This window comes from Providencia sp. JGM181, assembly GCF_018257375.1.
Classification (GTDB): Bacteria; Pseudomonadota; Gammaproteobacteria; order Enterobacterales; family Enterobacteriaceae; genus Providencia; species Providencia lanzhouensis.
Genome location: NZ_JAERJY010000026.1, coordinates 16237 through 31030, shown reverse-complemented (window position 1 = coordinate 31030; position 14794 = coordinate 16237). Strand labels below are relative to the sequence as shown.

The 14794-nt window shown below is 46.2% G+C and carries 10 protein-coding genes; 4 read left to right on the top strand and 6 right to left on the bottom strand.

What is annotated here, in order from left to right; genetic code table 11:
- The 5 genes from JK188_RS05820 to JK188_RS05800 form a co-directional block, all read right to left on the bottom strand.
- Positions 1-2751, bottom strand: a 2751-nt coding sequence (locus JK188_RS05820) for a M16 family metallopeptidase (RefSeq protein WP_211888629.1), incomplete at its 3' end; no start/stop codon positions are given.
- Positions 2741-4447, bottom strand: a complete 1707-nt coding sequence (locus JK188_RS05815; protein WP_211886731.1) for an ABC transporter ATP-binding protein/permease — start codon at positions 4445-4447, stop codon at positions 2741-2743. The genes JK188_RS05820 and JK188_RS05815, both read right to left, overlap by 11 nt.
- 47 nt (positions 4448-4494) lie before the next feature.
- Complete coding sequence (locus JK188_RS05810; RefSeq protein WP_211886729.1) at positions 4495-7248, bottom strand: secretin and TonB N-terminal domain-containing protein; 2754 nt, start codon at positions 7246-7248, stop codon at positions 4495-4497.
- A 118-nt stretch (positions 7249-7366) separates the two neighbouring features.
- Positions 7367-8368: a FecR family protein gene (locus JK188_RS05805; protein WP_211886727.1), complete on the bottom strand. Its 1002-nt coding sequence runs from the start codon at positions 8366-8368 to the stop codon at positions 7367-7369.
- Positions 8368-8904: an RNA polymerase sigma factor gene (locus tag JK188_RS05800; protein WP_132496135.1), complete on the bottom strand. Its 537-nt coding sequence runs from the start codon at positions 8902-8904 to the stop codon at positions 8368-8370. The genes JK188_RS05805 and JK188_RS05800 overlap by 1 nt, the downstream gene beginning before the upstream one ends.
- A gap of 165 nt (positions 8905-9069) precedes the next feature.
- Here JK188_RS05800 and JK188_RS05795 point away from each other — a divergent pair, with 165 nt between their 5' ends.
- Positions 9070-9852: an energy transducer TonB gene (locus JK188_RS05795; protein ID WP_211886725.1), complete on the top strand. Its 783-nt coding sequence runs from the start codon at positions 9070-9072 to the stop codon at positions 9850-9852.
- A gap of 13 nt (positions 9853-9865) precedes the next feature.
- Here JK188_RS05795 and JK188_RS05790 read toward each other — a convergent pair whose 3' ends face one another.
- Positions 9866-10627, bottom strand: a complete 762-nt coding sequence (locus JK188_RS05790; RefSeq protein WP_211886723.1) for an AhpA/YtjB family protein — start codon at positions 10625-10627, stop codon at positions 9866-9868.
- Positions 10628-10768: 141 nt separating this feature from the next.
- Between JK188_RS05790 and serB the strand changes: the two genes are divergently transcribed.
- The 3 genes from serB to nadR all read left to right on the top strand — a co-directional run bounded on the left by serB (position 10769) and on the right by nadR (position 14779).
- Complete coding sequence (gene serB / locus JK188_RS05785; protein ID WP_036950248.1) at positions 10769-11746, top strand: phosphoserine phosphatase; 978 nt, start codon at positions 10769-10771, stop codon at positions 11744-11746.
- Between the two features lie 199 nt (positions 11747-11945).
- Positions 11946-13328: a DNA repair protein RadA gene (gene radA / locus JK188_RS05780; RefSeq protein WP_036950249.1), complete on the top strand. Its 1383-nt coding sequence runs from the start codon at positions 11946-11948 to the stop codon at positions 13326-13328.
- Between the two features lie 206 nt (positions 13329-13534).
- Positions 13535-14779 (top strand): multifunctional transcriptional regulator/nicotinamide-nucleotide adenylyltransferase/ribosylnicotinamide kinase NadR, encoded by a 1245-nt coding sequence (nadR, locus tag JK188_RS05775; RefSeq protein ID WP_181477997.1) that lies wholly within the window; start codon positions 13535-13537, stop codon positions 14777-14779.
- The last annotated feature ends 15 nt before the right edge of the window (positions 14780-14794 follow it).

Genomic DNA, 14794 nt, shown 5'->3' with positions numbered 1-14794 from the left:
GTATTTATTAGCTAATTGATTTATCTGTGGGAGTGTTAAGGACTCAATCACCGCGCGTTCTTGCGTGAGGCGTTGATATTGCCCATCATCCGCCGCAACTTGTGCGAGGGCTTCAGTCCAATAGCTAGCGCTATCAGTGACTTGCGCATTTTCAGTGAGCCAAATATTTTTGGCTTCCGTTAACTCTTTTTCCGTTACACCTGTTTGGCGCAGCTGCGCAACGGTATTGTGTGCCAACGTCACCATCTCTGAAGCGCGTTCAGGCGCTGTGGTGAAATTTAAGCGTCCGGTGTAATACGGTTGTGGTTTTTTGGCTAACATTTGCGAGAAGCTAAGGGCATAAATACCACTGGCTTTTTCACGCAATTCGCTACGTAGGCGTTGACTAACAATAGTATCAATCAATTGTAGAGCCAGCTGATCTTGCTGAGACCACTGGGCAGGTGCAGCAAATTGAATACTTATCATGCTCTTATCGCTGCTACTGATTGGATATTGCTGATTAAAGCTTGCCATCTTCGGCATGATCCCTTGGTTGCGCCATGCCAGTTTGCCATCATGGGCAGGTAACGTCGCAACCCACTGCTCCAATAATGGTTTCAGTTCGCGGGCATTCATCGCACCAGTGATCACCAGCGTCATATCTGAAGTAGAAGTGAGTAATTGACGGTTGGCTTGTTGAAGCTGTTGAGCGGTAAAGGTTTTCCAAGCTCCTTCAGGGGAGATCACTAACAGCTCGCCATGTTGGTAACTTTGCTGATTAATATGGTCGAGGAAGGTGCGCTCTACAGGCATTTTCGATAAATTCAGAGCAAAAGCCTGCTTCTGCTGTTCGAGCTTCTCTCCACTAAACTGCGGTGCGGTCAGCTTTAAATTCAGTAACTGCAACGCCGTTTCGAGATTATCAATCGGGGTTTTACCGCGATAGCCGTGGTTGAGCAACTCACTATAAGGACGAACGCTGATCTGATTTTGTTTCGCCAATAACGCTAAGTCGCGGGCGCTGTAATTGCCATAACCACTGCTTTCTGGCAGTTTCATTGCCCAGTCGGTTAAGCCTGCGGTTTGCAGGGTTTCAAGGGAACGACCACCCGGTAGCTGTAAGTTAAACTGAATATCATCTTTAAGATTTTTATCCGTTTTAACAATCACTTTGATGCCATTACTAAGTGTCCACTGTTCCGTTTTTTCGATAGGAAGTGACGTTTGTTCGGTAATTGTGCCTTTTGCTACAACGGGTAATTTCAGGCTAATGGCTTGAGAACGCAGCGTGAATGGCCCCGGCTGTGTTTGGCGAATACGTTGCCACTGTTCACTGAAGGTCTGTTTGTTGACGGCCTTTTCATCGGTATCAGGGCCAATCAGTGCTAAGCGTGGGGATGCCACCTGTAAAAGGCTAGCTACATGGCGCTGTAAGTCTTGAGGTTGGATATTTTTGGTTAATTGGTAGCTATTATCCAACTGCTGGCGTTTGTTCCACATCGGCATCTCATATTCGAGTGCGGTGGTCAGTTGTCCTGCTAAGTATTCATTACTGTAACGCTGCTCGGAACCCGCTTGTTGACTGAGTTTCTTCAGCATGCCTTGTTTAGCGCTATCCAACTCTTGTTGCGTTACAGGCTCGGTCGCTAAGCGTTGTAGCTCAGTAAACAGAATTTCGGTGGCGCCCGCGTAGTCATTGCCTTTGGGATGGATGATCATCAGCTGCTGAAGGCGTTGGTTATCTAGCATTGCCCCTTGTTCATTAATACTAATGGACGGCAAAATACCGTTATCGACCATCACAGAAAAACGTTGATTCAAGATGGTTAACCATAAATTATCCATCAGATCGTCGGTTTGACCTTGGCGAGTATTCAGCGGCGCGGAGACATTTTTTTGTAGTGAAAACTGAACGTAGCGCGCACCTTGTTCTTTATCAAATATCCCTTGAACAAGCATATTGTTGGAATCAGCAAAGCGCTTCCATTCTGGAGAATCTTGGGAAATTGTTTCCGGCTTCGGTAACGCAAACAAGGTTTTTACTTCATCACGTACTGTTGATGCGCTGAAGTCCCCAATAATCAATAAGCTCATGCGCTGAGGTTGATACCACGTTTTGTAGTAGGCTTTGGCTTGTTCAATAGGGGCTTGGCGAACCACATCAAGAGAGCCAATAGGGTTACGCTCTGCGTAGCGGCTACCGTGGTAACGCAATTTTTCGAGGCTATCATTAATGCGATAGCCCATGCCTTGACGTAAGCGCCACTCTTCAATAATGACAGGGCGCTCTTTTTCAAATGCTTCTGCATCGAAGGTCATATTCGCCGCCCAATCCGCCATCACTTGTAATCCTGTGCTGACTTGCGCTGGCGTGGCATTTGGCAAGGATAATTTATATAGAGTGCTGTTGATGCTGGTGATCGCATTGACGTGGCTACCGAGTTTCAGCCCTTGTTGTTCTAATTGCTTAAAGCCAGTGGTACCCGGAAAATGTTGGGTGCCTTTAAACGCCATATGCTCAGTGAAGTGAGCTAAACCGAGCTGTTGCTCAGTTTCTTGCAATGAACCCGCATTGACCAGTAAACGCAGCTCAACGCCTGGTTGGTTGCGCTGAAGTAAGTAAACTTGCAGCCCATTATCGAGTTGATAATGTTGCAGATCTTGGCGTACTGGCAGCAATGTTTGCTCACCAGATTGTCGAGGTGCGCCGTTAACGCAGCCGCCTAAAAGTGCGGCAATGATGGCGACCAAGGTAATTTTACGAAGCATATTCTGGGGCTCCTGTCATAAATGGGGTATTTCGCGTTGTTTCAGATAAACGCAGATGCTTGTCAGCTAATTGGTCAATAAAGCCTTGGTGGCTAACCAAAATGATGCTGCTGGCGGGAAGCTGAGCTTTCAGCATGTTCAGTAAAGTGAGTGCACTTGGCTCATCAAGAGCGGAGGTCATTTCATCCAATAGCATTAACTTAGGTCGATTCAGAAGCAGTCGCGCAAACATAATGCGCTGCTGTTCACCGCCAGAAAGTCGGTTGTTCCAATCGGTTTCCAAAGCCAGTTGTGAATGAAGTTTTTCCAACCCAACAAGGGTTAGCGCATATTTCAGATCCGAAGCTGTAAATTGGCTGGCATCTTGTGGGTAAGCCAATAAATTATCTAAACGGCTTATCGGCAAATAGAGTCGCTGCGGGATCCACATGACGTTACCCGTACGTGTAATTTTGCCGTCAAAGAATGGCCAATGACCGCTTAATGTGCGCAGTAACGTGGATTTACCGATACCAGAACGACCGGAGATTAACATCAGCTCACCGCTATTGATGCTAAGATCAACGGTGCTCAGTAGTGGGCGATGATCTGCCGTAAACAGGCTTACATTTGCTGTTAACGGTAGGCTATCCTCGTTGATAGTAGCTTCTGGGGTTTTATCGTTCTCCAATAACACCACGAAGTTATACAGACGCGCGACGGTGGCTTGCCATGCCGCAATCTCTTTATAGGCAAAAATAAACCAGCCCAATGAAGTCGCAACACTGGTGAACGCTTGGCGTAGCTGCATTAATCCACCCAGCATAATTTCACCCGCTAAAAACTTAGGTAATGCCAGTAAAACAGGGGCGAGGGCGGTCACTTGCTGATAACCGACGGTATAGAACGATAAGTTACGTTCACAACGGATCAGTTGGTTCCAGTTACGGATAATTTCGCTAAAGCGGGCCATCAACTCTTTGCGATCTTGTGGCTCACCCCGTTGCCCTGCGATAGCGTCCCCATGTTGGCGGCAATTGATTAACGAGCTACGGTAATCTGCTTCACGGCGCTGTTTATCCATATGCAGGCGGCGCAGTGGGAAACCAATGAGCTGGGTTAGCGCGATGCCGATGATGGTGTAAATAATACAGGCCCAGAACATATAGCCTGGAATGGTCCAATCGCTGTCGGCGAAATTAAATGAAAGGCTTCCTGAAAGGGTCCACAAAATCGCGGCAAAGGAGATCAATGTCAGCATTGAGTGCAGGAAGGTGACTAACAGATTCAGTGTGGATTCAATCAGTAAGCGGATATCTTCTGCGATACGTTGGTCTGGGTTATCTGGCTCTTGGGAGGCGAGCCTCAGCATATAGTGCTTACTGTTGCCCGAAAGCCAGCGACCAAGTACTTGCTCGGTCATGCCTTTACGCCAACGGATAATTAGCATCTGCTTGAGGTAGGTGCCCATCACCACCACAAAAATCAGCCCACTGACTAAAATCACAAAGTATTGCAGCAGCCCATACAGTGCTTGTCCGTCTAGCTTTTGCAGGGCGTTATAGAAATCCCCGTTCCACATGTTCATTTTGACATTGAACCAGACGGAAGAAAGGGTAAGCCCTAACGAGGCAAACAGCAGCACCCAGCACAAAAGGGCAGCACGCTGCCCCCAAAAAGGTTTAACTAAATAGAGAAATTGTTTAATGGTCTTCATGACTCGATTTCTTAGGTTATGTGTTTGACATTGCGCACGGCTATCACTTAGAGATCGTAATTCACTTGCAGCCAGAACTGACGACCCGGATCGTAAGATTTGATCGTGCGGTCATTGAACATAAAGCGGTCTGCAATATTTTTATTATTCAGTACGTTATTTACTTCAACCGAGAATCCAAAGCCGTAAGCAAAGTCAGGTTTCCAGCCTAGGCGGGTATCCCATGTGTATTTGCTCGCAAAGTTTTGCTTGGTGTATTTGCGTAACTGACCATATTCAGGATCGGTGTAGTAAGCGTTGTCATAACGAACCGCTTGGTCACGAGACCCCCACCATTGCAGGCGGTTGTACCATGTGACGTCATATTCATCCCAAACACTGGTCATCTCTAGGTTAAGCTTAATCGGCGAGTTAAAGCTGGTGGATGGCAGTTTTGATGAATCAATCACTTTGCCGTCATACCACACTTTGTTGAGGTTAACTTTGTTACCCGGATCGAATGAGTTATAGCCAGAGTCTTTCGGCGTATTACTTTCGCTTTGCTGCCACGTGAACGAGGCGGTCATCACATGTGATGCCTCTGCCCATTCCCACGGTTGGCTATTGTTAACGGATAATGTCACGGTATCGTGAGAGCTACGTCCACCGTTGTCATACATACGGATGCTGCGTTTATTGGCATCGCGGCTGTCGTATTTGGTGCGGGTACGAACTTCGTCATAACCTTCACGGTGAACATACTGTAAGCGCCAAGTGGTCGATAAGATTTCTTGTTGCAGTGCGAGGGTTAACTCATCGTTATAAGGGGTTTTAAGAGAATCGATCCCTTCGTAGTCACGGGCATCATCCCAATCGTTTTTGCTAGGATCGACATCGCACATAAAGGTACAGTTTTGCATTCCCGCATTCTGCGCACCATACAGGGCATAAGTCAGCATTGAGCGACCGTAATAACGGTTTGCTCCTGCAATTAGCAGGGTTTGCTTATCGCCAAATAAGTCATAGGTACCTGAAAGACGAGGGGCAACGTTAGTACGATTAACAAAGTCATCACGATCAAGGCGAACGCCGGGACGTAAGGTTAATTTGCCATATTGCAGATTATCATCGAGGAAGATAGCGTAATTGGTGTAATCAGCCGAGTGTGTGCCAGCTTGGAATCGCGTGATATTTTGTGCCGCACCAACCCATTGGAGATCATCCGCATTGCCCACAAAACGGTAACGATAATAGTCTTTATCACGCTTATAGGTGCCTTTGGTATACGCAATTTCGGAACCCAGTGTTGGCTGGTGGGTTATTCCGAGTCCATCTACCATTGAGTTTAAACGCATTACTGCTTTTGCAGAATGCATTCTTTGCTCTGTGGTTAAGTCACCTTGACCACCACTGCGTAAGGATTGTGGGTTTTTCCAATCGCTATAATCCAGCAGCTCCACATAATCTTTCTGATCATTTTTACGATCATCTTTGAGATCTTGTGTGCTGGCGGTTAACTCTAATTTCCCGATATCAAATTCATGTTTGAATACACCAGTAAACCCAAGACCATCATGAGTGCTGTCATAGCCTGAGTTTAATACTGAGCTAGCGAATAGATAGCTATCGTATTTTGCATAGTTTACAGAAAGGTCAACAGAGTCCCGTGGAGTCAGATCCATCGTATATTTCAGGAAAAAGTTATCAGAATCACGACGCTGTTTTCTGGTGCCTTCTGCGGAATAAATTTCTTCTAGTTCACCGTTACCATTGAGTGTCACTCCCGTTCCACCCGTCACCGTCATCGGAATCGTCGAACTACGACGAGATGCTGAGAACACCACTCCTGAATTTTCCGTCACGCCCAATTCAAACCAGCCACCGAAATCATTTTTATCGTATCGATTTTGGAAGCGAGCTGGGTTGGCGGTGTCGTTTTTGGTGGTATCGATAGATTGAGTCGAATCATGGAACAGATTATTCCAGCCAGAACGGGTTAAGCGGTAGTATGCGTGGGCGCTATTTTCACCTTGCCAACGACGGCTGTTTACCTCAACGGTTCCTCCCGTAAAGCCACCGAATTCCACAGGGATGTTGTTATCATAAACGGCCATGCTATCAATCAAGCGGCTATCGATGTAAATTCCTTGGTCGCTGCTGCTCAGTCGCGTGGCGGTTTCACCTAAGCCACTGTCGGCAGGGTCAAAGTCATTGTTGAAGCTCACGCCATCAAGGCGATAGGCATTTTGGTAGCTACTGGAACCATGAATAGAAATACGGGAAGGCTTAATTTCCCCTTGGTTCATGGAGTTGCTATCGTTATTCGCAAACTGCACGGCAGGGTTGGTTTTCATTAAATCGGTAATATTGCCGTCACCAGTATTTTTTTGGCTGATTTCTTCTGAGGTGACGTATTGCGGCGCAGACATGACATCCATGGCAGGGTGATTTTGCACCACGCCCGACACTTGGGTTTCAGGTAAAACTAACGTGCCTTGGTTTAAGTTTTGAGGACGAATAACCAGCATGCCGTTTTCGTTAACCAGCTCTAACCCGCTACCAATAAGAATTTTTTGTAATGCGGTTTGCGGGGTGTAGCGGCCAGAAAGGGCGGGGGCGCGTAGGCCGCTGAGCTGGCTTTTGTCATACAGCAGTGAAACTTGACCTTGGCGACTGATTTGATCAATAGCGCTCGCCAATCCTTGTTCTGGTAATGAGAAAGTGATTTGTTGGGCGATAGCAGATTGGCTGACTAATGCACTGGTGACCGCCAGTGACAGCGCAATCGGCTTGAATCGACCGAGTGTGAATTGAATTGCCATGGATATCCCTTATTCTTAAGCTGCACGAAAAATGTGCTAAAAAGTATTCAATAAAAATGAAGCTACTTAAGAAGAGGGTGAAATGAGAATTATCCTCACCTGCAAATGAAAATATTTTTTATTTATTTTTTTTGTTTTGGATAATCAAAAGGTTATTTTTATCTTGATACACGACTTGCACAGGAAGGAGCGAGGGAAGTGCCTGAAAAAAGGCATCTGGCTGCTGAAGGTTAATGCGTCCGGATATTTTCCGGTTGGCTAAATTGCTCGGAGAGAGTTCAACCTGAAAGTCGGAATAGGTTTTTAATTCAGACAGAACTTCACCAAGGGGCTTATCCACAAAGCTGAGCTCACCAAAACGCCATCTTGCCACCTCTTGCGGGGTGACTGAATTGAGGGCGATTTTGCCATTAATACTCGGGCTTAGCGCCCCTTGTCCAGCAAGCAGTAATACGGGTTTTGGGCTATTGACGCTTTGAAAGCTCACAATGCCTTGGCTAACATTGACCGCGACTTGCTCGCCTTTTTTATTCACTTCAAATTCCGTTCCCACCACTTGAATACGTCGCTGATCCACGTTGATCACAAACGGGCGATAAGGGTTGGATTTCACTTTAAAATAAGCGGAACCTTGGTCTAAGTAGAGCTGGCGGATTGGCGTTTCATAAGCGACTCGAATGCGGGTATCGCGATTGAGAAAAAGCTGAGAGCCATCTGACAACGTCACTTCTTTGGTGGAGTCAGTGGAAACCAGCGTCATGTTATTGAGCAACATGGAGGGAAGCTGGCTGTAAGGTAAAAACAGGACGGCAGCAATAAAACAGGCGGCAACTAGATGACCGAGAGGCTTCCAAAACGATGAAAAACCAAATTTTGACGCTGTCGATTTAACAGGCGCAGGGCGCGGAACTTTTTCAATATCTTGCCAAATTCCCGCAATTGCTTCATAGGCATCCTCATGGGCTTTTGAAGCACGTAACCAAATTTTAAATTCTTGAGATTGTTGGTCACTGAGTTGTTGACTATGGACACGGGTAAACCACAGCGCCGCGTCTTCGTCGATGCGTTGTTGTTCGACTGACGAGGTAATTTCTGGTTGCTGGGTTTGGTTGTTTGCCATTACGAATGATTGCTCTGATCGTCTAGATATTTTTTACAATGCACTAATGCCGCTGCAATATGTTTTTCCACCATACTGATCGAAATTTCCATACGCTCTGCAATTTCACTTTGAGATAACCCATCAAAGCGATACAGCAAAAAGGCTTCTTTACGTCGTGGAGGCAAAAGATCAATCGCCTCGCCAAGTCGCGCAATTCGCTGTTGGTGCTCTAAAATTTCGCTAGGGTCGGCGGTGGTTTGCTCAAAACTTTGTTCATGCACCACTTCATCAATCGAGGTATGGGACTGGCTCTGTTGATGATTCCGTCGCCAATGGTCAATTAACACATTGCTAGCGATTTTAAACAGATAAGCACGGTTCTCCTTCACAGGATCCTGCGCTTTACGGTTTAGCCATAGTGTAAACACATCCTGTGATAAATCATCCGCATCGTTACTATTACCTAGTCGACTGCGGAAAAATCGCACAAGCTGACCATAGGTTGATTGATATGCGCCGCTGATTTTGCGGGCAAGGGATTTATCGATAGTCATTTTCTGGTGTCAAAAGTGAAAATAGTTTAATAATTAGCTCAAATTGACTTTATAAATTAAATCAATACCTTGTAGTTACTATTGTTATTTTATTAATAATAATGAATATCATTTTGATTTGTATTATGCCTATAATCAGCGAAAAATAAAGATGTGAGGCAAAATATGAACAGCAGTGTGGGGCAGCTGGGAAGCCCAATTTTTCGTCCTCTGGGCGGTTTATGTGGAAGTCTTGTTTTCCATGGAATACTGGCAATGCTTTTTATTGGGTGGTTTACAGCAAACCTACCTAAAACTGGGGTTTTACCACCCGCAATCTCTTTACAATTAGGGCTTTATCAGCTGGAACAGCAGCAGGAGCCTGAAGTCAATAATGCACCCAAACAGCAGATGGCAACCCGTGAAGAAGTCGAGCCTGAAGTTGTTGAAAAAGCAGAAAAGTTACCCCAAACACCACTAGTTGATAATGGGACATTGACACGCGTTACCGAGAAAAAACGCCCGCCAAAGAAAAAGCCAGTTCAAGAGAAAAAAGTGGTGGAAGAAGCCCCTGTTTCGACTCAAGAATCGGAAGTGACGTCGGTTCCAACCTCTGGCAGCGCGTCGAATAGCAGTGCGAATTTTGCGAGCAGTGCTGCTGCCCCCGTCAGTGGTCATCATGGCTGGGAAAGTGACATTCATCAACGATTAGCGAAAGCAAAGCGATACCCACGCGCCGCATTGCGTTTTCGTTCAACCGGCGTTTCTCAAGTTAAAATTATTGTGGATAATCAAGGCAAGGTAGTGAGTGCTAGTTTGATTAACTCGTCAGGCACCAAGATCCTCGATAAAGAAGCGTTAGCCACTATTGAACGTGCTGCACCATTCCCGATGCCACCTGAATCTTTGTTAACTAACGGAAAGGTGGAGGTAATTGCGCCGATCGTGTTTGATACGACGTCAATTTAGTCGTAATTAACGATTACTGCTTTTCTGTATATTTTCGCGCCACCCGTCTTGGTCGATGTGGACTCGGCTCTTTACGGCGTTTGGCGCGTGGTGATTTTAAGGGGCTGCGCGTATTTTGCGGCCCTTTTACCCCATTGTTCTGCACTTCGGGCTTATCTTCACTCTCTTCCGTGTTTTCGTCAGGTTCGATAATCAATTGCTGCTGACCTTTCTTTTTCTTTAGGCGCATTAGGGTGTTCGCCAAAATAAAGCCAATACATAAAGATAATAAAATAAATACGCGCATGATATTAACGGTGTTATCGGCTTGCTGAAGATCGGTAGTCAGTGATTCCGTATCGATGGTAAGGCGTAAATAGCCTTTAGGTTCTTTGGCGCCTTGAACTGGCACCACTAATTGATACTGAAAATTCTGTAGTCCAGTGTTTCCTTCGAGGGAAAGTCGCTCTTTGACCGTGGCGGGTTCCCCCACTTGGGTGACCAACGCGCCTGCCGCCGTGTATAAACCGACATCCAAAATATAGTGATCTTTAGCTAGATGATTTAAATTGGCATTAATTCGTTCTAAATTAAAATCTTTGCTGCCGGGAACCACATAATCGGATAAGCTGAATGCCACTTGCTCAGCTAATACTTGAGTTAATTGCTTAAATTGCTCTAGTCTGCTCTGGCTTTGGTTATAACCTAAATATGAAACCCCGTGCATTAGAAAGGTTATCAGCGCAACGCAAACAATGATAATAACGGTTTTGTGCAGCCTAAATGGGAGTTTCATAGGAATAATCGTGCTCTTTGTCTGTTTTATCGCAATTAGCAAAGTTATGAAGCGTTAACTTGCTGGAAAATTTAAGTATAGTAATTTTATGCAGGGTATACATTATAAAAAAAGTTGTATCCACTACAGGAGCTAATTTTCATGCCAACGAGTTTGACCTACTGTTATCTGCCTGATGAAATTCAAAAATGGCCAGGTTTGCCCTTATCGCTAAGTGGTGAAGAAGTGATGCCATTGGATTATCGTGCAGGGGACACTGGGTGGTTGTTATATGGTCGCGGCTTAGATAAAGCACGCATCAGTGATTTCCAGCAGCGTTTAGGGATAGCGATTGTGATTGTCTCCTCTTGGCGCATTGATGATTACCAAGTTGTCCGTATCGCGGGCAGCATTACCCCTCGCATCAAAAAACTGGCAGATGAAAGCCAATTGGATGTGGTACCACTCGGTAAAATTCCTCGTTTACGATCCCCAGGGATCTTACTTATGGATATGGATTCCACGGCGATCCAAATCGAGTGTATCGATGAAATCGCCCGACTAGCCGGTGTGGGTGACCAAGTTTCTGAAGTCACCGAACGCGCCATGCAAGGAGAACTCGATTTCACAGAAAGTCTACGTGCTCGCGTGGCACTACTCGAAGGTGCCGATGCAGCTATTCTCGACCAAGTCCTTGAAACCTTGCCGTTAATGCCGGGCTTAACCAGCTTAGTTCGTAAGTTACAAGCGATGGACTGGCATATCGCCATCGCCTCCGGCGGATTCACGTTCTTTGCCGATAACCTACGCCAGCGATTAAAACTGGTCGCGGCAGTTGCCAATCACCTCGAAGTCAAAAATGGCAAATTGACAGGCAAAGTCAAAGGGGCAATTGTCGATGCTAAATACAAAGCGCAAACCCTCGTTAAACTGGCAGAAAAACTGAACATCCCAATGGAGCAAACCGTCGCTATCGGTGACGGGGCAAACGACCTGAAAATGCTCAGAAAAGCAGGGTTGGGGATAGCGTACCACGCGAAACCAAAAGTGTTTGCAAGGGCGAAAGTGGGGATTAAGCATGCAGACCTCATGGGCGTCCTATGCGTTCTAAGCGGGGGACTCAAACACGAGGAGCGCTAAAATTTTCGTCATATTTCGGGTTGTAGGGGTGTTGGCTTCTTTCGGCTATCCTAGTCACATACTTGTGTATGCTCCTAGGAATATCCTCAATTGCCGCCTGCCTACAACGCCGAACTATTTAGAAAATTGGTGGAAGTTGAAAGTCAAAGAATTAAAGATAAAGAGCTAAATATTTTTATTAGGTGATTAAGGAGTGGCTGTGGCGAAAGGTGCGAAAAGGGCATTTGTGTGTAATGAGTGTGGGGCGGATTATCCGCGCTGGCAGGGGCAGTGTAGTGCCTGTAATGCATGGAATACCATTACGGAAGTGCGTTTGGCATCGACGACTGCGGCACGTACGGATAGGCTGACGGGCTATGCCGGTAATGCGGCGGGCGTCAGTAAAGTCCAAAAACTCTCTGAGATTAGCCTCGAAGAATTGCCACGCTTTACCACTGGATTTAAAGAATTTGACCGCGTGCTAGGTGGTGGGGTCGTGCCAGGCAGTGCCATCCTTATCGGGGGGAACCCCGGAGCGGGGAAAAGTACCTTACTGCTGCAAACCATGTGCTTACTATCGCGGGAGATGAAAACCCTGTATGTCACGGGGGAAGAATCCTTACAGCAAGTTGCCATGCGTGCCCATCGATTAGGACTACCGACTGATTCACTCAATATGCTGTCGGAAACCAGTATTGAACAAATCTGCCTGACCGCAGAGCAAGAGCAACCCAAGCTGATGGTCATCGACTCCATCCAAGTGATGCACATGGCGGATATTCAATCCTCGCCGGGCAGTGTGGCGCAAGTGCGTGAAACCGCGGCATATCTAACTCGCTTCGCAAAAACTCGCGGCGTGGCGATTATTATGGTGGGTCACGTCACTAAAGATGGCTCGCTGGCAGGACCCAAAGTGCTTGAACACTGTATCGACTGCTCCATTATGCTCGATGGTGATGCCGACAACCGTTTTCGCACTTTACGCAGCCACAAAAACCGCTTTGGTGCCGTCAACGAGCTGGGCGTATTTGCCATGACGGAACAAGGCTTAAAAGAAGTCAGTAACCCGTCCGCCATCTTCTTAAGTCGTGGAGATGAAATTACCTCGGGCAGTTCTGTGATGGTCGTTTGGGAAGGTACGCGACCATTGCTGGTGGAGATCCAAGCCCTTGTCGACCACTCCATGATGTCCAACCCGCGCCGAGTGGCGGTGGGACTGGAACAGAACCGTTTAGCGATTTTGCTGGCGGTATTGCATCGCCACGGTGGATTACAAATGTCCGACCAAGACGTGTTTGTAAATGTTGTGGGCGGGGTAAAAGTGACGGAAACCAGTGCCGACCTCGCGCTGCTATTATCGTTAGTTTCAAGTTTTCGTGATCGCCCATTACCTCGCGACCTTGTAGTATTTGGTGAAGTGGGGCTGGCTGGGGAAATTCGCCCAGTCCCAAGCGGACAAGAGCGTATTTCCGAAGCTGCAAAACATGGCTTCAAGCGCGCCATTGTGCCTCACGCCAATATGCCGAAAAAGTTACCTGCCGATATGAAAGTGTATGGGGTGAAGAAGTTGGCGGATGCACTTAGTATTCTCGATGAGTTCTAAATTATCGTCATGCTCCGCGCTGTCGCGTTGTTGCTTGCGCTTGCTAACCCTAGTCACATACTTTGTGTATGCTCCTAGGGATTAGCGGCACTTAGCGCCTAGCGACAACACGGATCATTTAGATAATATAATGTTCAGATAATGATGAGATAGCGAGAGAAAAGATTCTCTGTCAAAAAGGGAATAAAAGCGAAAGGATAAATAATATGGCTGAATTTGACTATCTAAAGAGTGCCATCAAAGGTGCGGGTTACACATTGCAGCAAGTAGCGGATGCGACCGAGATGACCAAAGGCTATCTCAGCCAGTTAATTAACGACAAAATTAAAAGCCCCAGCGCGCACAAAATTGCGGCGCTTCATCGCTTTTTAGGCTTAGAGTATCCGCTTCAACAAAAAACTATCGGCGTTGTTTTCGGTAAGTTTTATCCGCTCCATACGGGGCATATCTATTTGATTCAACGCGCTTGTAGCCAAGTGGATGAGCTGCATGTGATCCTCTGTCACGATGAACCTCGTGATAAAGAGCTGTTTGTGAATAGCTCCATGTCACAACAACCTACTGTCAGTGACCGCCTGCGTTGGTTATTACAAACCTTTAAGTATCAGAAAAATATTCATATTCACTCTTTTGATGAGCAAGGGATAGAGCCATACCCTCACGGTTGGGAAGTATGGAGCGACGGGATGAAAGGCTTTATGAAAAAGCACAATATCAACCCGAGCTTTATCTATTCCGGCGAGCCTCACGATGTACATCGCTATAAAAAATACCTGGGGATTGAAACTATTCTTATCGATCCTGAACGCACATTTATGAATATTAGCGGCAACCAAATTCGCCAAGCGCCATTCCGCTATTGGGAATATATTCCAACCGAAGTGAAGCCATTCTTTGTGCGTAAAGTGGCGGTGTTAGGCGGTGAATCAAGCGGTAAATCCACCCTCGTCAATAAATTAGCCAATATCTTTAATACTACCAGTGCGTGGGAATATGGGCGCGATTATGTGTTTAGCCACCTTGGCGGTGACGAGATGGCGCTGCAATATTCTGATTACGATAAAATTGCGTTGGGTCACGCTCAATATATTGATTTTGCAATTAAATATGCGAATAAAGTGGCATTTATTGATACGGATTTTGTCACTACGCAAGCGTTCTGTTTGCGTTATGAAGGGCGAGAACACCCGTTTGTGCAGGCACTGATCGATGAATACCGTTTTGATCTCGTTATCTTGCTGGAAAATAATACCCCATGGGTAGCGGATGGCCTACGCAGCTTAGGCAGTGATAAAGACCGAATGGAGTTTCAAACATTACTGATTGAAATGCTGAAGAAAAATAATATTGAATTTGTGCACGTGGAGTCGTCAGACTACGATTCTCGTTTCTTAGAGTGCGTTTCTTTAGTTCAGCAATTATTGATGCTGGATGATTCACTTTCCGCATAAAAAAATGGCACCTAA